Source organism: Pseudoalteromonas sp. AWM4_233 (genome assembly GCF_056158285.1).
Genome location: NZ_JBSWSZ010000001.1, coordinates 3587368 through 3607419, shown reverse-complemented (window position 1 = coordinate 3607419; position 20052 = coordinate 3587368). Strand labels below are relative to the sequence as shown.

The following is a 20052-nucleotide window of genomic DNA, read 5'->3' as shown; positions in this document are numbered from 1 at the left end:
GGAGATGCGTGTGCTAATAAATGTAATGCAATTAATTAGAGGGGCAGTCGCGACAGCGGCTTTAGTGCTTAATACCGCATTGTGGGGCACGCTGATCTTTTTACTTGGGTTGGTGAAGTTAGTTATGCCCTTGGCGTTGGTTTCACATGCGCTTCATGGCTTTTATAAATGTTGGTGTCGTGGCAATTCTTTTGCGCTCAAACTCAGTGGCGTACAGTTTTCGACAGATATCGCACCTCAGGTCAATGCGCAGGGCTGGTACTTGTTGGTGGCAAACCACATTAGTTGGTTAGATATTATTGTTCTTACGGCCATTGATGCCTTGCCTGCACCGAAATTTTTCTTAAAAGATGAATTAAAATATGTGCCGCTTATTGGTTCAGGTGCTTGGGCCTTAGGTATGCCATTTATGAAGCGAGCAAGCAAAGCACAAATTGCGAAAAACCCCAAGCTAAAGGGCATGGACGTGGCGCGCACACAAAAAAGCTGTAAGAACTTTAAACATCATCCTACAACTGTGATTAATTTTGCCGAAGGAACGCGTTTTACCACTAAAAAGCATAGCAGACAGAGCTCGCCGTTTAAGAATTTATTGAAGCCAAAAGCGGGCGGCACAGCTTTTGCCTTGCAAGTATTGGCTGAGCAGTTAGATGGCTTGATCAGCACTACTCTGGTTTACCATTCTGACAGCCAGAACATTTTTCAAAGCTTTATGTTAGGCAAATTGTCAGCCATTGATGTTAAGCTAGACTTTGTTCCATTAGCGAAAGTGCCGCAGGGTGATTATCAGCAAGATAAAGCTTACCGCGTCACTTTTCAGCAGTACCTAAACGCACAATGGCAGAAAAAAGACACGCAGATAGATATATTATCAGCTCAGCAAACCAGTAGTAGCGCGACAGAGAAGGAAGCTTCGCAACTATGACAGATATACATTTGACGCAACTGATAGAGCCTTGGTTTGAGAGCTCAATGGCGTCGCAGTGGTTAACCCATACCGTGGCAAACCTAATTGGTTTATGTGCACTTTGCTTGTTGTATTTAGTGACTCGCCGATTGGTCTTACCTAGCCTACAGAATTTGATTACGCGCTTCTCTCCTAGTCGTATTGGGCAGCTGAGTCCACAACTTAGTAAACTATCAGGGCGCCTTTCGGCACTCATTTGCTGTGTACTGTTTTTAGGCTTTTTTGAGCGGGTATTTGTTGCGCCTGAGTGGCTATTTGCCATTGGCAAAGTGGTGGGGCAAATTCTGTTAGTGATTATTTCGGGTTTGCTGTTTAGTGCCTTTATTAATTTGGGTCATGGTATTTATCAGCAACTTAAGTTTGCCAAAGAAGTACCGATCCAAGGCCTAGTGCAGGTTGCGAAATTAATTACCTTTATTGTCTGTGCCATTTTATCAATCAGCCTGTTAATTGATAAATCACCCACTTATATTTTATCGGGTTTTGGTGCCATTGCGGCGGTGACACTATTGGTGTTTAAAGACACTATTTTAGGCCTAGTGGCGAGCATTCAAATAGCAGCCAATCGTCTGGTGAGCATTGGTGATTGGATCCAGGTAGATGCTTTTGGTGCAGACGGCGAAGTACTTGATTTAGGTTTGAATACCGTACGTGTGCGTAACTGGGATAACACCATAACGACTATCCCTACTTATCAACTTATCTCGGACTCATTTAAAAACTGGCGCGCTATGCAGCAATCGTCGGGTAGACGGATCAAGCGCCCAATCTACATTGATATGCATAGCTTACAAACTTGGTCAGAAGAACAGATTACCAGCAAAGCGAACGAATTAGGTTTTGAGATAGATGCAGCCCAACCTCTGAGTAATGTGTCTGTCTTCCGTAAGTATGCTGAGCATTATTTAAGGTCTCACCCTAAAATCAGTAAAGAGTGTGTGCTTATGGTACGCTCTTTAGCACCCAGCGAAAAAGGTCTGGGGTTAGAAGTGTATTGCTTTAGTAGCAACACTCAGTGGGTGCCTTATGAACAATTGCAAGCTGAGGTTATCGAGTACTTGGTTGCTAAGTTAGCTGATTTTGAGCTAAGACCTTTCCAAGCAGTCACGGGCCAACTGAAACTTGACTAACGCCACGCCTTGCCAATACTTATATTAGATTGAAAGTTAGTGCGTTCTTAACAATGATTGAATTGGCCGCCAAATTTAAGTAATCGGTTGATATAATTATTTAGCATATTGAGTCGTAAAAAAATTGTCATAAAGTGCATAATTTAAACTGTGCATATGATACAGTGCGCCTGTTGCGCTATGCGAAATCGCATAGTTTTTTTGTGGCATTTGATATGGAGTTAGAAATCACGCAAGCAATAGGGAGGTGAATAGAGGTAATTTGATTTGACTAAATATACAGCTATCACAGTTTTTTTCTTGTTGTTTGCCCGAGTAGTTTGGGCTGATCACACCATACATGTGGCCATTGACCACGCACCCCCATTCAGTGAAATAGATAGTCAAGGTGAAAGCCAAGGCTTGATCATCGATATTGTCTCAGAATTACTGAAAGACGCTCATCCAGGCTATAAAATTAAACCCGTACCATGCCCGTTTTCTCGCTGTGTACGTATGCTTGCCCAAGGGCAGGTTGATGTTATGGGTGGCCTGATTAAAACCAATCGTCGTGAAAAAACCATGGCATTTGTGCAACCGCCTTACATGGTCTTATCGTCTTCTTTTGTTTTTTATGCCAATAAACACAGTGATATCGAAGTGAACAACTTCGATGAGTTACATGGCAAACGTATCGCGGTAATGCGCGGAGGCGCCTATTACAAAGAGTTTGATGAAGACAACACACTCAATCGAGTGCAAGTGAACTCTGAGCATGTGGCGTTTGATTTGCTACTGAAAGGGCGGGTTGATTTAGTGTTGTCGGTTGAAGAAACCGCAGAGGTGGCGATGAGAACACTGAATCAGCCATTTGAGCAATTAAAAAAAGTGAATTATCGCCATACCAACAACATCTATGGTCATATGGCGTTTAGCCAGCGCTTTGCAAAAACCAAGCTGGCGATAAAGCTGCAAAGAAAAATGATAAAGCTGGCTAAATCAGGACAACTCAATAAATTGGTTGCCCCATATCAGTTACCAGCTATTCCATCAGCTTTAATCACAGAGTAACCGTCAGCGACCCATAAAAGTCACGCGTTTAATAAGGCCGTCAATCACCTCATAAGCGGCTATCACGGTTACGCTGTTATCTATTATATTTGCATCTTCACTGGCTGATTCAGCCAGCTCGTGATCCACCAAAATATTGCCCTCTACCATGCGTTTTAGTGAGCTAGCATTAAGATATTTCAAAGAGGCGAACTTCTGACCATATCGTTCAATCAGCTTATCTTTACCTTGATATTGTAAGCCACCAGGGAAGGCATGAATTTCAACATCATCATGATATGTCGCAGCAAAAGCGTCTATGTCACGGTTGTTATAGGCGTCGAGTTGTTTATCAACGATGGCAATGGTAGTCAGTTCAATGTCTGTCATGAGATCCTCAGAATTAAGGTGTCAGGTTTAGGCTAAATGTCTTTTCTCGTTTTTAGTGTACCAGTTACGGCAAACAATAAAGCGGCACACAAAATAATGATGTCAGCATAAAAAGGTGGTGTCTGGGTGCTTAGCAAAGTCCCAACCGTCGTCAATAATAAGCTGCTTGTGTAATAGCTCATGATTATCCTGTCCATGATCTACTCCTTTATATAGTGATGGTTACTGTACAGGTCTGTTTATGCAATGAATACATACATCATGCCTGCACCTGCAAGTCCACCTAATAGTGCAGTACTGAACATCATTAAATATTGCTTCATGTTAGTAGTCGTTTGGCTGCTATTGTCTGCCTCAGCTTCATCTAGGTTAATTAGAGATGACTGCTTTACTTCAAAAACGGCACACAAGCTCATCATGGTTTCGCGGCTGGCAACCCCTTCTTTTTCAACACGTTGAATGGTGCGAAGACTGAGGCCACACGCATCTGCCAATGATTGCTGTGTCCAATTCTTGTTATCTCTTAACTGTTTTACGGTTTTTGGGTTTAGTTGCATGGCAGTCTCCTAAAGCGTGCTGCCGTATAAACCACCAAGGAAGTATCCTAGAGTGGCAAATAGAACACCAAAAATAACTCCGTATATAAAGAACTTAAACAGTGCTTTCCAAGAAAATGGGTCGAGAGTTTTTCGTCCAATAATCTTTTTATTTTTAATGACAACGCACTCTGTTCTACAGGTTATTAGGTTCATTACATCGAATGTGACTTGCCACGGTTTACCTTCAAATTCGAATTCATGTACCGTTTTAAAACCAATATTTCTTTTTTCAGAAACGAGTTCATCATTGATGTACACATATTCCTTTCCAGTGAACATATTTGCTTTACAGGCGATTTGGTTATCCCCATCTTGAAAATACAATTCAAAAGACTGCTTCTTAGGTAGTACTTTTTCTTCGTTGTTGATGCTATGAGTCATGGTGCGTATTCCCTTAGTTGTTTTGATTAAGTTGGGATAAGCATATTCGGTACGTCAGTATAAAGCGCCGACAGTAATATGTCAGTGCCTTTTTTGTCATAAGACAGAGCGTGTCACATAGTCTAACCTATTAATTTATAAGCTAATAAAAACTATATGGAAGAGTGATATGACAGTGTGGTGGCAGAGTGAAAGAGCGCTTTGCACAGGGGCAAAGCGCAAAAGGTTAGAAAATATTGCAAATATCGTCAGCTTTACAGGTGATCACCGTCACATTTTGATAGCCAATACGCGTCAGTTGCTCTGCGGCAAATACTGCACGGCCGCCTGCAGCGCAATGCACATAAATGGGTTTTTCGGCATCTTTCACGATTTCAGGTAATTTAAATTCTAGTAAACCGCGTGGCACATTGATGGCACCGGTTGCTGCTTTTTGCGCATGCTCTTGAGGCTCGCGCACATCAACAAGTACCCCCTCATTGTCTTGAATTTCTTGCTTTGCTTGCTCTGCGCTAATGCAGCGCTGGTTAGGATGAACTGTTTTTAATACATCTTGAACAGGAGTCAACATTGAACTATTCCTTAATACCGAGTCGTTTTAAAAAAGTGATCATCGGACACCAAAGCGTGAAAGATGATTGAATTAAATTTATAGCAATAAATACCGTAAACCACATAAAGTTTTCGTGTACGAAGTAGGTTAACAGTAAAGAAATTAACACCATAGTGCCGGCGATTAAGCGCAGTATTGGATGCATTGTCATAGCTCACCTCTAAATTAAGAATAGAAGACATCAAAATACCAACCCTCAATAATACTTAATCATTTTGAGGGATTAAAACTGACGCTAGCTACGTTGAAAATTTCTTATTTAGAACAACTAAATAGCAAAATATTCGCCTTGCTATCGACAAGTTTTTCTCGCCTAAAAATAGCTCACTTAATTAAGAGGATTGGTATAATTAGTTTATTAGTAAAATCTAAATTAGCAAGCTCTAATATTAGACTTTTCTAATGTATGGTTTATACTTGTTGAAAATCGACCATGGGGACATGTATGCAAATTGAAGATATGGCGCATAACGCAGAGCAAGCAGAGCAGTTATTAAAAATGATGGCGAATAAAAACCGCCTGATGATCTTATGCAGCTTGTTGCAAGGTGAAATGAGTGTGACGCAGTTAAATGAGTCGATTCCGTTAGCGCAATCGGCACTCTCCCAGCATCTTGCAGCGTTAAGAAAAGCCGAATGTGTTGCCACCCGTCGAGATGCGCAAACAATTTACTATCGTCTTACCGATCCTAAGGTTGAGGCGATTTTGCAGCAGCTTTACCAACTCTTTTGCCAACCGGGTGAATAATGATGGGATTAGACAAAGCCATTTCGGCAAGTTTGCAAGGTCGTATCCCTATTGTGATCTTGTTCTTATCGCTGGTAATGGGGGCCATGGCCTTACAGTTTACGCCGCGTGAAGAAGAGCCTCAAATTGTCGTGCCTATGCTCGACATTCATGTACAAGCACCCAACATAGGTGCGCCTGAAGTGGTGCGTTTGGTCACTGAGCCACTCGAAAAGTTATTGCGACAAATCCCTGGTGTTGAGCACGTTTACTCTACGACACAAACAGGGCAAGCGGTTGTGACGCTGCGCTTTCATGTTGGTGAAGACAGAGAAAATGCCATTCTCAATACCTACAGCAAGCTTTATGCACACCAAGAGCAGATGGCGCCGGTGATTAGTAATTGGCAGATCAAACCCATAGAAGTGGACGATGTGCCCATTTTAATGTTGGGCTTGTATTCACAAGATCCCCGTTTATATGGCGACTACGAACTCACGCGCTTTGCTCAAGAGCTATCCAATCACCTGCAACAAATTCCCAATACCAGTGCCATTGAAGTGCTCGCAGGTCGCACCCGTCAAGTGCAAGTCGATTTAGACATTAGTGCGCTGTCTGCACACCAAACCACGCCTTTAGATGTATTACGCGCACTGCAAGTGTCGAATCAATTACAGCAAGTCGGTCATCTGGTGACGGGCAAACAGCAAATTCAACTTCAAGCGGGCGATGTGCTTCGCGATGTAATACAAGTGGCGAGCCTGCCAGTGAATGTCGTAAACGGTCAGCAAGTTTTATTAAAAGATGTTGCAACAGTCACCGATGGCCCTAGCGAGCCAAATCAATATCAGTGGTTGGCCATTGATGATACTCAGCAAGATTTGCCTCTTGTCACCATCAGCGTTGCCAAGCAAAAAGGCAGTAATGCCGTGGCGGTAGCCGAGCAAACGCTGGCCAAAATGGTGCAGCTTAAAGCCGATTTATTGCCTGCTGAAGTGGATTTTAAAGTATTGCGAAACTATGGTGAAACGGCCAATGAGAAAGTAAATAATCTCACTGCGAGTTTGGCCTTTGCGGTCTTTACTGTGGTGGTCTTTGTTGGGGTCTTTCTAGGCTGGCGCCCAGCGATTGTGGTTGGCCTCGCTGTGCCTATTTGTTATGGCATTACACTGGCGCTAGATTTTGCCTTTGGTTATACCATTAACCGCGTCACCTTATTCGCACTGATCTTGTCTTTAGGTTTATTAGTTGATGATCCAATCACGGGCGTCGATAACATCAGTCGTTTCTTAAAACATGGTAAGAAATCAGACTCGTCAAGCAAGCGCATTCTTGGTGCGATGAGTGAAATTAAAGTGGCGTTGTTGATGTCGACGTTAACCATTGCGGTGGCATTTGTGCCGATGGCATTTATTACTGGCATGATGGGGCCTTACATGGCACCGATGGCGTTTAATGTGCCTGTGAGTGTGGTGGTTTCAACCGTTGTAGCCTTCTTTGTCACACCTTGGCTTGCCAAAAAACTGCTTAAAGGTCATGAAATTGAAGAGCCAGAAATCGGTGAGGGCAAGAGTCTTTATAGCAAGTTAGTGATGCCGCTATTAGACTCGAACAAGAAAGCAAAGTGGTTGCTGTGGTCGGTATTGGTGCTGTTTATGCTGAGTGCGAGTTTACCAGTCTTCAGAGCCGTGCCGCTTAAGTTACTGCCGTTTGATAACAAGAATGAAGTGCAAATATTGGTTGAGCTACCAGAGGGTAGTTCGCTGGAGCAAACCAGCTTAGTGGCACGACAAGTACAACAAGCTGCGTGGCAGCTTAACGAAATCACCGCGGTTGCCGCTTATGTCGGTCAACCTTCGAGCATGGACTTCAATGGTATGGTACGCGGTTATTATCGACGTCATGCTCCGCACCTTGCTGACTTGCGCGTATTACTGAACGATAAAACCGAGCGCGACCACCAATCTCATGGGGTGGTATTGCGTTTACGTCAGGCGCTGGCCGGGTTCAATCAAAATGGCATCAAGGTCAAAGTGGTCGAAGTGCCACCGGGTCCGCCAGTGCTAAACACCTTAGTGGCCGAAGTCACCGCCGACCCATTTGTTGATACGCAAGTGCATCATGAGGCGGTAAACACACTGGCGAAACGTTTAGCAAAAGAGCCCCATGTGGTTGAAGTCGACACCTTTATTGCTGAGCTTGCCCCTCTAGCGCGTTTTGTGACAAACAAAGAAAAAGCGGCGTTATCAGGCGTTAGCACCCAAGATATTAGCCAAACCCTACAGATAGCCAGCCAAGGTATGCCTGCGGGTGTACTATATACCCCGCATGAAGCCATGCCAGTACCGGTGCAACTGCAAGTACCGTATGAAGTGCGCAATCAATGGCAGTCTTTGGCGGCCGTGCAGTTAACGGGTCAACAGGCATTAAGTAAAGTCGCCAATGATTATGGCCTCGATAGTGCTGCACGACCTTTGGTTGCACTGTCTGAACTTGGTCAGTGGCAACAACATTATGTTGAACAGCCGATTATGCGCAAAGACCTTCAAACCGTGGTGTATGTTATGGCGGAGTTAAATGGTCGAACGCCTGCTGAAGTCATCGCCGATGTGGTTGCAGATGAAAATCGCACTGAGGAAAACTACCAACCTTGGCAAACGCGCACTTTCTTAAACTCAGGCGGCACACAAGGCTGGCAAATGCCTACAGGCACCAGCTATAGCTTTGGTGGCGAAGGTGAGTGGCGCATTACTGTGGATGTGTTTAGAGATATGGGTATTGCCTTTGCTTTTGCCCTCACGGCGATATTTATCATATTGCGTATGCAAACGGGCTCGAACCGCTTAGCGCTGATAATTATGTCGGCCATTCCGTTAACCATGATTGGCATTATGCCAGGCTTTTGGGCGCTAAATCAGTTTGGCGAACGCGTGATTGCGGGCGCACCTGAGCCTATTTTATTCACCGCCACGGCCATGATAGGCATGATAGCACTGGCAGGCATCGTAATACGTAATTCACTTATTTTGGTTGAGTTTATCAATCAGGCTCGAGCAGAAGGCATGGCATTGAAAGCAGCCTTGGTACGTGCAGGTGAAGTACGTATGCGCCCAGTGCTACTCACCGCAGGCACAACTTTATTGGGGAATGCGGTGATCATCCTCGACCCCGTATTTAGCGGGCTGGCTTTGGCCATTATGTTTGGCATTATTGCTTCAACTATCTTCTCGTTGTTGGTGGTGCCAGTGGTGTATTTCTTAGTTTTCAAATCAACCGAGCAACAGGGGCAGCAAGATGCAACAAGTAACTAAAATTGCAGGGATCAGTGTGGCGATGGGCGTGTTAGCGATTGCCATTGCGGCCATGGCTGGGGTGTTTAACGAAAAAATGCCCGCGGGCACAAAAGCCCTTGCTGAAGAATATAATGGTCAAACTCATACCGTGAGTTTGCAAGCGGTAAAAAGTGCTGAAGTCGTCAGCGGCAGCGTCGATGCCAAGTTTAATACGCGCGTGTCGAGTCGTGTGCTGGCGCAGTTAAAAACCTTACATGTACGTGCGGGCGATACTGTATCGGCGGGGCAGTTAATCGCAACCCTTGAAGGTGCTGACTTAAAAACACAAGTTCAGCAAGTTAAGGCTCAGCAAAGCGCCAATGACGCCCAGCTTACACAAGCTAAAAAGCAATTAGAGCGCGTGGTTGCGCTAAAAGCCCAAGGGCTTGTGGCACAAAATCAGGTCGATGAATGGCAAACCAAAGTGAACGAGCTAGAAGCGCAGTCGGCGGCTTTGGTTCAGCAGCTTGAAGGCACACAAGTTGCCTTGGGATACACCAAAATTCATGCGCCAATTGATGGCAAAGTGGTAGAGCGCTTACAAGAGCCAGGCACTATGCTGAGCCCTGGCATGGCGATTGTGTCTTTATATAACCCGACTAAGTTACAAGTTCATACGCCGGTGCGTGAACAGCAAGCTGCTTTTTTACGAGTCGGCGATAAATTAAAAGTGTTTGTGCCTGCCGTTGGCTTAACCGAGTATGCGCAAATTAGCGAAATTGTACCGGTTGCTGATAAACAAGCGCGCCGTTTTGCCATCAAACTTGATATCGGTTTTGCCAAAGAAGTCAAACCGGGCATGTATGCGCAAGTCTTTTTGCCGGGTGAAGAGCAAGTCACCATTGTGATCCCGCGTAAACTGGTGAAACGCTATGGGCAATTGACTATGGTTGAAGTGGTTGAGCAAGGACAATTGCAAAAGCGTTATGTTCGGCTAGGTGAAGCCGTAAATAACAGTGACGTGCAAGTACTGGCTGGGTTAGAAGCAGGCGAGAAAATCGCATTGAAGCCTGCGATATAATTGACGGAACGGTTACATAAGAAAAAGGCCACATATTTTAATGTGGCCTTTTTCTTAGAGCGCGTTCTTTATAAAAACGTCGCAATCTCTTCGATTGGTTTCTTCACTAAAGCGTGCTCTGGCACAGTCGCATCTTCACTTGGGTAACCTGCAATCAGCAACATATAAGGGCGTTCATTATCGCGGTCACGGCCACAAATATCGGTTAAGAAGCTCATCGGTTTTGGCGTGTGTGTCAGTGTTGCTAAGCCCGCATTATGTAATGCTTGAATCAAGAACCCAGTCGCTAAACCCACAGACTCATGCACGTAGTAGTTGGTGTTCTTATCTTCAGTGTGAATACCGCCTTTCTTCTGACTGAACACGGCAATTAACCAAGGTGCGTGCTCAAGATACGGTTTTTGTGCATCTGTGCCTAATGGCTTTAGGGCATCTAGCCATTCTTCACCTGCACGACCTTCATAAAAAGAGCGCTCTAGATCTTCTGCGGCTTGGCGAATTTGCTTTTTGACATCGGTTGAGTGGATCGCAACAAAATGCCAAGGCTGGTGATTGGCACCACTTGGCGCCGTGCCTGCGGTCTTAATACAGGCTTCGATGATTTCTTTTGGTACAGGACGGTTGCTAAAACTGCGAATTGAGTGGCGACGCTTACAGTTGTCTAAAAAGCTTTCAGCGCGGCTCAGCATCTCGTCTTGTGGGTATTCAATAAAGTCGCTTAGCGGTCGGTTTGCATGGTCTTGCATGTCTCATCCCTAGGGTAATTTTTATATTTAGCTCAGGTCATTTAGTGTTCCAGTGTTTACAAACTATTGCAATTGTTAGCAGGGTATTAATTGTACCTGTAATGTAAAGCTGCTATAACAGCGTTGCTTATTTGTTCAATAAAAGGGAATGTAAATGCTTAAAATAACTGGGCTTTCAAAAACATATGACAATGGCGTTCACGCGTTACGTGGGGTGAATTTAGATATTCCAAAAGGTATGTATGGATTACTGGGGCCAAATGGCGCAGGTAAGTCTTCACTTATGCGTACAATTGCAACATTACAATCCGCTGATTCGGGGAGTATTGAGTTTGATGGGATTAACGTACTCGAACAGCCAAAGGCGTTGCGTGAGCGTTTAGGCTATTTACCACAAGACTTCGGTGTTTATCCACGCGTCAGTGCCTATGATTTACTTGATCATATGGCAGTGCTAAAAGGCTTAAATAATAAAGCAGAACGTAAAGAAGCAGTTGAAGGCTTACTGGCCCAAACCAATTTATATGACCATCGTAAAAATGCGGTAAGTGGCTTCTCTGGTGGTATGCGTCAGCGTTTTGGTATTGCGCAAGCACTACTTGGCGACCCTGACTTACTTATTGTCGACGAACCAACAGCGGGCCTTGACCCAGAAGAGCGTAACCGATTCCACAATCTATTAGTGGGTTTAGGTGAAAGTAAGGTCATTATCTTATCGACGCACATAGTAGAAGATGTGTCTGAGCTGTGCCCAAATATGGCGGTATTGGCAAGTGGTCAGATCTTACTTGAAGGCAACCCGATTGATTTAACTGAGCAGCTACAAGGTAAGATCTGGCGTAAGTCGGTAAGCCTAGCTGAAGCAAAAGAGTTAGAAGCAGTCTTACCGGTTATTTCTAAGCGCTTATTTGCGGGTAATACTTTGCTGAATGTATTTGCTGATGAAGCTCCAGAAGGCTTTAATGCCGTGCCTGCTGACTTAGAAGATGTGTATTTCTCGACATTGCATCAACACCGTAATAGCCAAGCTGCATAAGGAGTCGGTTAATGCTATTTAAAATGATGCAATCTGAGCTGCGATTCTTTATTCGTCAGCCCTCGTTTTATGTCACTTCACTTATCTTATTTTTACTGACCTTTTTGGCGTCGGTGTCTGACACCGTACAAATTGGTGGTGCAGGTAATGTGAACGTGAACTCGCCATTTGCCATTATGCAGGTGGTTGGCACTATGTCGGTATTCGGCATTTTCTTAGTGGTTAACTTTGTTGGTAGTGCAGCAATTCGTGACGAAATAAGCAAATTCAGCGAGCTTGCGCTTAGTAAACCTTTAGACATAGTACAGTACCGACTAGGGCGCTTTTTGGGTGCTTACATTGTTACTATGATCGTTTTTTCTATGTGCCTTTTCGGTATTTGGATAGGATCTGGTTTTGGCGGTTTAATGCAGTGGCTTGACCCTGAGATGATTGGCCCAAATAAGCTATCTTATTATCTAACGCCGTATCTCTATCTTGCAGCGCCTACTTTATTCTTCATTTCTAGTCTATTCGTCGTGGTTGCGAAAAAATTCAGAAGTATGCCTGCCATGTACCTAGTTGCGGTGGCACTTCTGATTGGTTATTTAATCTCTCGTAATCTATTTTCTGATATCGAATACCGCACACTTTCTACATACATAGATATGTTTGCGTTGTCGGCAGCGAATGCACAAACCGAGTACTGGACAATTGCTGATCGCAATGTCTCAATACTCACTTTAACCGGTGACTTACTCTATAACCGTATCCTTTGGTGTGTGTTGGCGGTTGCTGGCTTACTGACCTTGGTACTAGATAAAACACATTATCTTCCACAAAAGCAAAAAAACAAAAGCAAGGCGAAAGGCGATGCGAAAAACGGTCAAGCGCAAGCGCTGTTAAATCGTATTGATTTTAAAGCCAATGCCAGCAGTGCTTGGGCACACTTTACGATGCGTACTCGTTTTGAAGTGAAGCAGGTTATTTTTAGCTATTCATTCTTAGTCTTGGTTATTTTAAGTCTTGGTATGTTAATTCCTGGTCTTGTCAGTTCAATTGGTATGTATGGCACAGATGTTTGGCCTGTTACTTTTAGAATGGTCGAGCTGATCCAGGGAAGTTTCAGTCTCTTGATGATCATCGTCTTAGTCTATTACTGCGCCGAATTAGTTTGGCATGACCGCGAAGCGCGTATGAGTGAGATTGTTGATTCTTATCCGGTTGCGAATTGGGTGTTTTGGGGCTCTAAATATTGCGCCTTAGTACTTGTCATTACTCTGTTATGCGTATTTGGTTCGTTGATCACCATTATTTTCCAACTGATTTCCGGTATAGAGCATATTGAAATTTCTCAGTACGCGATGCGCCTTGGTTATTTATTTGCATTTGGGCTGTTTATTTTGGGTTCTGTGGCGTTCTTATTACAAGTCATTAGCCCGAGTAAATATATGGGCATGGGTCTATTTGTGCTTTACTTTATAGCTTCCCAAGTCATGTCGAGTTATGGTTTCGAGCATAATTTGTGGCACATCGGAAATATGCCAAGCACGCCATATTCAGATATCAACGGCTACGGTCATTTCTTAAGTGCAGCACATTGGTATAACATGTATTGGTTTGGCTTTGCGATGATCTTGGCAGCGTTTAGCTATGCACTATGGCCGCGTGGCGCAGGGCAAACTTTCAAGGCGCGTTTAAGTCAGGTGAACTATCAGCTAGGCCTTGCTGGTAAAGCTGTGATTGTTGCGGGTGCAGCCCTATTTGTAGGCAGTGGTAGTTATATCTACTATAACACTCAAGTCGTTAATCAGTTTATCACACAAGATGATAGAGAAGACCTATCTGAGCAGTACGAACGTGAGTTTGTGCAATTCAGAGATGCACCAATACCCGTTCCGCTTGACGTGAAACTTGATGCGGAGATTTTCCCTAAAACACGCCGTATTGAAGCAACGGTTGTTTTAGAGGTCGAAAACAAGAGCAAAGAAGTGATAGAGCGCTTCTTGGTAAATAAGCCTGCACATACGCTTGAGTGGTCTGTTGAAATGTCAGGCGCAACACTTGGCGAATTAAACACAGATTATTCGCATGCTTGGATGAACCTATCTGAACCTATGCTACCTGGTGAGCGTCGTACTTTAACTATGTCGGTGGCGCGTCAAACTCTAGGGTTTGTTGACCGAGGCAGTGATACCCGATTGGTACATAATGGTACTTTTATTGATAATACCGATTTATTCCCAACTCTTGGTTATAGTGAAGGTAAGCAGATCTTTGATAAAAATGAGCGTCGTAAACGTGGTCTTGAGCCGCTAAAGCTTGGTAACAAAATCGAAGAGACGCAGTACCATAATCAACCTCTATTTGCTGATAACTTTATTACCTTTGCAGCTCGTGTGACGACTGATGAATCGCAAGTGGCTATGGTGCCGGGTTACCTGCAGTCGAAAGAAACCAAAGATGGCCGTACAACTTATGTGTACGAGATGGATGCGCCTATGCTGCACTTCTACACTATGCTGTCGATGGAACTTGAAGTAAAACGTGAAGAGTATAAGGGCATCGCGCTTGAGGTTTACTATCACAAAGATCATGCGTGGAATGTGGATACCATGCTTGAATCGACAAAAGACTCAATCGACTACTTCTCAAGAGAGTTTGGCCCATATCAGCATAAGCAAATGCGTATTATCGAGTTCCCTCGTTACCGCTCGTTTGCGCAGAGTTTTGCCAATACAGTACCGTACTCAGAAGAAATGGGTTTCTTAACCGATACCCGCAATCCTGAGAATATTAATGTGCCTTACTATGTCACTGCTCATGAACTGGCACACCAATGGTGGGCGCATCAGGTGATCGGTGCAAACGTAGAAGGGTCAAATATTCTGTCTGAAATGTTGTCTCAGTATGCGGCCATTATGGTGATGAAAGAGAAGTATGGCGAGCACAACCTTCGTAAATTCTTGAAGTATGAGCTAGACAGATACCTGCGTGGTCGTACGACAGAAGCCCATGAAGAGCGCTCACTTGCCAGAACAGTAGGGCAACAGCACATTCATTACAATAAAGGATCAGTTGTGATGCTCGCTTTGCATGACCTACTGGGCGAAGCGCGCCTGAATAAAGCACTACGCAACTTCATTGATGACTATCGCTTCAGAAGTGATGTTTTCCCAACCACGCTTGATTTCATTACATACTTGAAGTCAGATGCAACGGCGCAAGAGCAAGCCTTCATCGAAGACCAATTTAATTCAATTACCTTATATGAGTTAAAGCTGGCTGACGTTGAAATTGAAGAGGCTACGTCTGAAGGTGAACTTCATACTATTACGCTTACCGTGAAAGCAGCGAAAAAGCATGCTGATGGTGAAGGTAACGAAGAAGATGTACCACTTGAGCAAATGGTAGACATTGCCCTGTTCAAAGCCGATCCTGATGACATCAATGAAGGCGAGAATGTGATGTATCTACAAAAGCACAGTATTACGACGGGTGATAATGTGATCAAACTGAAAGTAAAAGACTTACCTAAGTTTGCGGGTATTGACCCATTTGTAAAACTGATCGACAAAGAAGCAGCCGATAATATTAAGTCGCTGTAATTTGTATGAGCTAACTTATTTAACCTGAGCTTTGGTTAAGAGATTTACTAACATATTGATATTAAAATAATAAGTGATTTTTCAAGTCTGCAGCCGGGGACTTTTAGCGATAACAAGGCGAATTTACGCGTCAATAGCTGGCCTATTGCAAGTAAATTCAACGCTGTTAACGTTGAAAGTAGCCGCTGGAGATAGATTTATTATCAAGAGCTCAGGTTATTTACAGCTCAAGTTAATCATTAAAGGCCTCTATCGTAGAGGCCTTTTGTTTTTCAAAATATAAATTTGGTGAATACTTAAGGTTTAATAAATAAAGGTTATAAATAAACCTGTTATGTTAATCTTTGCGCGAAAATAACAGGTATCAAATAGGAGCATGTATGTATCAACATCAATGGCACACAGGCGAGGCAATTAATCTACCGACGGGCAAGATAGTTTGTATTGGGCGCAACTACGCCGCGCATGCACAAGAGCTGAATAACCCTATTCCGAGCCGCCCAATTCTGTTCATTAAACCCAGTACATGTTTACAGTCTTTCAAAGAGATTACGCTCGCTAAACGCTTAGGTGAACATCACTACGAAGCAGAACTAGCCCTGTTAATTGGCGATACGATTTCATACGGCGGTCAAGATGTGCTAACAAAAATTGCCGGAGTTGGGCTTGCTCTCGACTTAACCTTACGTGATGTGCAGAGTGAGCTTAAAAGCAAAGGTCATCCTTGGGAGCGCGCCAAAGCTTATGATGGCAGCTGCCCTGTTACACCATTTTATCCGTTGAAATCACCAACTGAATTTTCTAGCGCTGAATATAAGTATTGGCAGAATGGTGATTTAAAGCAGCATGGCAAAACTGAACTCATGCTATTTAACATCGAACGTTTACTCACAGAGATCAGTGAAAGCTTTACCCTGATGCCGGGCGACATTGTGTTAACAGGGACACCAGAAGGAGTAGGGGTCTTGAATCATGGTGATGAGTTGCAATTGCAGTATCAGAAGCAGGCGCCTTTAAATGCAAAGGTTGTTCTGAGATAGACGCATTTACTCCAATTTAGATCAATCGTTTAGCAGTAACTTGTAAGCCCCACTGGTTGCAATTTAATCCTTTTTTTAATAGCTTTACTTTGTTTCTAAAAAAGAAAAAGGAAAACGGTAAGAAATGAAGGCATTATTAAAAGGCCTGCTAACTGTGTGTGCAATTGCTTTTAGTTCATTCGTTAGCGCGGATGCTTCCGGTGCGACAAAAGTTACCGTGAAAAAGGCGGATATTACAAAGGAAGAAGTTCAGCTAGTTTGTCCTAACTATATCGAAGCTACGTTTTCGGCTGTGTATGACCAAGAGTTTATCAATGAAATTCGGTCAGAAATAAGAAATAAAGCAGAACGAGAGATTGAAGATCCTGAAAGTTTTTTTAATTCGGCCGAGGTTAATCAAAGCAACTTTTCGCTGCGGTTTAACGATAGCAAATATGAGGGAAGTTGGAGACATATTGAACGAGTACTTGGTCCAGATTACTATGTCACCTATACAACTTTTTGGAACAACAACCGCTTGCAGGTTGATGTAAATCCAATACTCACTGTGATCGATGGCATTTCGCTTGATGCTTATGGTTCTGCGGGTATTCTTTGGGAGGTAGATGAGTGCGCGTCAAAGCAGTTTCAAAAGCATTTGACCCCTAAAGTAAGTGAATCAAATCAAAAGTGCTATGTATCTTATTATCAAGACAACGGTGAGTTGCTTTTCACTGAGGGTGTAGCGTGCAAAGCGCGAAACTAGATTTTGCAAAAAGTGAGAAGTGACAAGCGGGTTGTCACTTCTTGAATAGCAAGTAATTACAAAGAAAAATCCATTGAATAGCTGACGTATGCTTTCATATCGTCATCGGCGTCTAAATCAGTTTTGATCACGCCAAAAGTGAAGCCATCTTTGCTTAGGCTAAAACCATAATCCATATAGTTATCTTCTGAGTACCACTCAGTTACAGTGTCACCGCTTGAGCGACCTAAATGTAAGCCAAGTTCAGTGTCATTGAATACGCTAAATGCGGCGTTCAACTCAATATACAGCATGTCTTCTTCTGCAGTTGAGCCGCTTTGCGCATTACTTAGATAGCTGATCTTCGCACTTAATACGTCATAGCTGACTTCGCCATAAAGTTCGCCAAAGTCGATGCTGCCCTCGGCATCTGGGTAAGCGTAATAGACATAGCCCACATCGTAGCCAATATCACCTGCAGAGCCACTGAAGCCCGCATAAAAATCCATCTCATAGCTTTCTTTGCCACCAAAGTCGATATTTGATACCCAAGTGCCAGCGTAAAAGCCAGAATCATTGCCATAATCAATGCCACCCGATACGGCTGCACCATCAGCGGACTGTGTAATACCACGCCAGAAGTAGTTTGAGCTTGCTGCAATGTTTGCGGTGACTTCAGCATAACTTGCAGTAGAAGTTGCGAGTAATAGTGAGCTAAGTAAGAGAGAGGTTGTCTTTTTCATCTTCATTCCTATGTGCGCTAAATTTTCCTAATCTTAAAAGCAATGCGTGCACCACTTTTTATGTGTCTATATTAATATAGTTTACTATTTGATTATTAATGTTTTTTTATAAATGATAGTTTTTGATTAGAAAATTTATGCACAGTTTTAGTGCGAAAGGAATAATGTTTTGCACGATATTTGCGCATATCGTGCAATGGGGAATATTTATTTCTTTGTGCTTAACCTTATATATTTACAGGTTAACCAAAGATCGCGCGCATTAAGCCAATGGTCTCGTCTACGCTGCGGCCTTTTTCAACCTCTGCGATGATTGAGTCACGCTTATCGCGAATATGATCAGGAATGCTCTCATCAGCAAGTGCGCGATCAACCAATACCTCAGCAGACTCTTTACCGCGACGAACGGTTTTAGTGCCACCGCTGCGGCTACTACGTACAGGCTTATTTAATAACTTAATATAGTTAGAGTTATCAGCCGTGTCTTTGTCAGCATAATAGAAGAAGCAAGGTAACAGTGCTTTGATGCTAGCGAGTTGCTCTTCTAATTCGCCGTTTTCAGTCGTCATTGCAAACCAAGGCATAGTGCGGATGCTCATCACAACATCTGACCAATAGCGCTCGAAGTCACGGTTATTTAAACGGCTAATACCCAATGCTTGGCAAAGTGCATCTAATCGATTGTTGCTAATAGGTGTGAACACATCTGGACGACGCATCGCTAATAGGCGCGTAGCAGGCGCAAGGGTTGGTTTTTCATCTGTGCCCGCAAAGGCACTTAAGTAACCAATCATAAATGCTTGATAGTCTTGCTCGCTTACGTCACCTTCAGCTGGAATGTTCGCAAGGGCGTCATCAAACGCCCCAGGTAAATCTGCTAATAGCTGGTGGAACCCTTTCGCACTCTTAGTTGAAGCAAACCATTCAACATCGAAGTTGTACACGCTGGTATCCAAGCTTGCAGCATGTTTACCAGTAAACGCTAGGCGGTCTTCGGCGATCATCTCTTTTAATGGCGTGCTGCGCATCGGTGCTAGGTAGCTGGTTAGCTTTAACTGTTCTTCAAGGGCCAATACGTCTTTATGTTGCTCGATAAAGCCACAGATCACAGGCCAAGGGGCAATACGTAGCGTTTTAAGCTGTAAAAAGCTGATAGCAGAAATTAACAAATCTTGTAGTTTCTTAACCGTTGGAAGCTGGTGGTCGTCGAGTAAGTCGAAGTTGATGCGGTTTTTTGCTACATCTAATAACTCATAGCACCAACCCAAGAAGTCTTCTGGGTGGTTTTCTACTTTGACTGCCATCAGATTCAAACTTATCTCGGTAGATTGCTTAAGAATGTTTTGGTAAATCTGACTTTCTTGTTCACCCAATGCCATTTTTGACGGGGAAATGAGCAGCTTTTTCATAGGGGGTGGTGTCTCCACGGGTTAAGTTATTAGGGGTTAATTAACCTGAGCTCAGGTTAAATAGCTAACCAAATAAGTGTAGCAGAACTTGTGCTACACAAATGAGGGCGTGGATCATACCTAAGTGAGACGTGGATGCAATCGAAGAAATGCTTATTTATTGCAAGAGGTAAGAAAACTCAGCATCTGCAGGAGCTTACAAGCTGAGTTTTTGGAGGTGGAGTTAAAAGGCCAACACCAATGCTGCGCCAAGAATTGACCCTATCGCTGGTAACATAATGGCAAGGTGTGTTTCTATTTCATACTGTGTATGTTTGGGCAAGGTTGCCCAGTACTCGGTTATTTGTTTTTTCATAGTAAGTGTCCTTTTTTAGCGTTAATCACTTGTCTCTAACTCAAAGAGTGACTCAACAGGTTGCTCAAAGTGGCGCGCAATCTTTAATGCAATCACCACCGAGGGGGTAAAGCGGCCAGTTTCTATGGTGCTAATGGTCTTGCGAGAAACACCAATTAAATCGGCTAACTCTTGTTGAGATAAATTGTTGAGCTTTCTTAATTCAGCAACCTTAACTTGCATA

General features: G+C 43.5%; 21 protein-coding genes. 10 read left to right on the top strand and 11 right to left on the bottom strand.

The window, feature by feature from the left end:
* Nucleotides 1-25 precede the first annotated feature (25 nt).
* From ACXAC4_RS16445 to ACXAC4_RS16435, 3 genes are all read left to right on the top strand, one after another.
* The gene (locus ACXAC4_RS16445) at nucleotides 26-925 is read left to right on the top strand and encodes an acyltransferase (RefSeq protein ID WP_475164174.1); all 900 of its coding nucleotides are present in this window, start codon (nucleotides 26-28) and stop codon (nucleotides 923-925) included.
* On the top strand, nucleotides 922-2097 hold the full coding sequence (locus tag ACXAC4_RS16440; RefSeq protein WP_475163494.1) for a mechanosensitive ion channel family protein: 1176 nt from the start codon (nucleotides 922-924) through the stop codon (nucleotides 2095-2097). Before ACXAC4_RS16445 ends, ACXAC4_RS16440 begins: the two co-directional genes overlap by 4 nt.
* 267 nt (nucleotides 2098-2364) lie before the next feature.
* The gene (locus ACXAC4_RS16435; protein WP_475163492.1) at nucleotides 2365-3147 is read left to right on the top strand and encodes a substrate-binding periplasmic protein; all 783 of its coding nucleotides are present in this window, start codon (nucleotides 2365-2367) and stop codon (nucleotides 3145-3147) included.
* A gap of 3 nt (nucleotides 3148-3150) precedes the next feature.
* Here the strand turns inward: ACXAC4_RS16435 and ACXAC4_RS16430 are convergent, their stop codons facing one another.
* The 6 genes from ACXAC4_RS16430 to ACXAC4_RS16405 all read right to left on the bottom strand — a co-directional run bounded on the left by ACXAC4_RS16430 (nucleotide 3151) and on the right by ACXAC4_RS16405 (nucleotide 5254).
* Complete coding sequence (locus tag ACXAC4_RS16430; RefSeq protein ID WP_421964922.1) at nucleotides 3151-3516, bottom strand: nuclear transport factor 2 family protein; 366 nt, start codon at nucleotides 3514-3516, stop codon at nucleotides 3151-3153.
* Between the two features lie 32 nt (nucleotides 3517-3548).
* A complete protein-coding gene (locus ACXAC4_RS16425) occupies nucleotides 3549-3713 on the bottom strand; it encodes a hypothetical protein (RefSeq protein ID WP_475163489.1) in 165 nt (54 codons plus the stop codon).
* A gap of 42 nt (nucleotides 3714-3755) precedes the next feature.
* Nucleotides 3756-4073: a helix-turn-helix domain-containing protein gene (locus ACXAC4_RS16420; RefSeq protein WP_475163485.1), complete on the bottom strand. Its 318-nt coding sequence runs from the start codon at nucleotides 4071-4073 to the stop codon at nucleotides 3756-3758.
* A 9-nt stretch (nucleotides 4074-4082) separates the two neighbouring features.
* A complete protein-coding gene (locus ACXAC4_RS16415; protein ID WP_475163481.1) occupies nucleotides 4083-4496 on the bottom strand; it encodes a hypothetical protein in 414 nt (137 codons plus the stop codon).
* A 226-nt stretch (nucleotides 4497-4722) separates the two neighbouring features.
* The gene (locus tag ACXAC4_RS16410; protein WP_475163477.1) at nucleotides 4723-5067 is read right to left on the bottom strand and encodes a rhodanese-like domain-containing protein; all 345 of its coding nucleotides are present in this window, start codon (nucleotides 5065-5067) and stop codon (nucleotides 4723-4725) included.
* A gap of 4 nt (nucleotides 5068-5071) precedes the next feature.
* Entirely contained in the window at nucleotides 5072-5254 is a 183-nt protein-coding gene (locus tag ACXAC4_RS16405; protein ID WP_475164172.1) for a YgaP family membrane protein, read from the bottom strand.
* Nucleotides 5255-5554: 300 nt separating this feature from the next.
* Between ACXAC4_RS16405 and ACXAC4_RS16400 the strand changes: the two genes are divergently transcribed.
* Genes ACXAC4_RS16400 through ACXAC4_RS16390 form a run of 3 tightly spaced genes read left to right on the top strand, consistent with a single transcriptional unit; the run spans nucleotide 5555 to nucleotide 10189 of the window.
* On the top strand, nucleotides 5555-5857 hold the full coding sequence (locus tag ACXAC4_RS16400) for an ArsR/SmtB family transcription factor (RefSeq protein WP_058031315.1): 303 nt from the start codon (nucleotides 5555-5557) through the stop codon (nucleotides 5855-5857).
* On the top strand, nucleotides 5857-9147 hold the full coding sequence (locus ACXAC4_RS16395) for an efflux RND transporter permease subunit (RefSeq protein WP_475163472.1): 3291 nt from the start codon (nucleotides 5857-5859) through the stop codon (nucleotides 9145-9147). Before ACXAC4_RS16400 ends, ACXAC4_RS16395 begins: the two co-directional genes overlap by 1 nt.
* Complete coding sequence (locus ACXAC4_RS16390) at nucleotides 9131-10189, top strand: efflux RND transporter periplasmic adaptor subunit (RefSeq protein ID WP_475163470.1); 1059 nt, start codon at nucleotides 9131-9133, stop codon at nucleotides 10187-10189. Before ACXAC4_RS16395 ends, ACXAC4_RS16390 begins: the two co-directional genes overlap by 17 nt.
* 68 nt (nucleotides 10190-10257) lie before the next feature.
* On the opposite strand, the gene ACXAC4_RS16385 is transcribed toward ACXAC4_RS16390, so the two are convergent.
* Complete coding sequence (locus ACXAC4_RS16385; protein WP_475163467.1) at nucleotides 10258-10935, bottom strand: nitroreductase family protein; 678 nt, start codon at nucleotides 10933-10935, stop codon at nucleotides 10258-10260.
* Between the two features lie 154 nt (nucleotides 10936-11089).
* On the opposite strand from ACXAC4_RS16385, the gene ACXAC4_RS16380 reads away from it, so the two are divergent.
* From ACXAC4_RS16380 to ACXAC4_RS16365, 4 genes are all read left to right on the top strand, one after another.
* Nucleotides 11090-11971 carry an ABC transporter ATP-binding protein gene (locus tag ACXAC4_RS16380; RefSeq protein WP_138477738.1) on the top strand — a complete coding sequence of 294 codons (882 nt, stop codon included), beginning with the start codon at nucleotides 11090-11092 and terminating at the stop codon, nucleotides 11969-11971.
* A gap of 11 nt (nucleotides 11972-11982) precedes the next feature.
* Nucleotides 11983-15558, top strand: a complete 3576-nt coding sequence (locus tag ACXAC4_RS16375) for an ABC transporter permease/M1 family aminopeptidase (protein ID WP_475163465.1) — start codon at nucleotides 11983-11985, stop codon at nucleotides 15556-15558.
* A 380-nt stretch (nucleotides 15559-15938) separates the two neighbouring features.
* Nucleotides 15939-16598, top strand: coding sequence for a fumarylacetoacetate hydrolase family protein (locus ACXAC4_RS16370; RefSeq protein ID WP_475163463.1), 660 nt, complete (start codon nucleotides 15939-15941; stop codon nucleotides 16596-16598).
* A 124-nt stretch (nucleotides 16599-16722) separates the two neighbouring features.
* Nucleotides 16723-17343, top strand: coding sequence for a hypothetical protein (locus ACXAC4_RS16365; RefSeq protein WP_475163460.1), 621 nt, complete (start codon nucleotides 16723-16725; stop codon nucleotides 17341-17343).
* Between the two features lie 56 nt (nucleotides 17344-17399).
* Here the strand turns inward: ACXAC4_RS16365 and ACXAC4_RS16360 are convergent, their stop codons facing one another.
* From ACXAC4_RS16360 to ACXAC4_RS16345, 4 genes are all read right to left on the bottom strand, one after another.
* Nucleotides 17400-18065, bottom strand: a complete 666-nt coding sequence (locus tag ACXAC4_RS16360; RefSeq protein ID WP_475163457.1) for a TorF family putative porin — start codon at nucleotides 18063-18065, stop codon at nucleotides 17400-17402.
* 242 nt (nucleotides 18066-18307) lie between these two features.
* A complete protein-coding gene (locus ACXAC4_RS16355; protein ID WP_058031306.1) occupies nucleotides 18308-19474 on the bottom strand; it encodes a hypothetical protein in 1167 nt (388 codons plus the stop codon).
* 223 nt (nucleotides 19475-19697) lie between these two features.
* On the bottom strand, nucleotides 19698-19829 hold the full coding sequence (locus tag ACXAC4_RS16350; RefSeq protein ID WP_475163454.1) for a hypothetical protein: 132 nt from the start codon (nucleotides 19827-19829) through the stop codon (nucleotides 19698-19700).
* A gap of 21 nt (nucleotides 19830-19850) precedes the next feature.
* Nucleotides 19851-20051: a helix-turn-helix transcriptional regulator gene (locus ACXAC4_RS16345; protein ID WP_138477750.1), complete on the bottom strand. Its 201-nt coding sequence runs from the start codon at nucleotides 20049-20051 to the stop codon at nucleotides 19851-19853.
* Nucleotide 20052 lies beyond the last annotated feature (1 nt).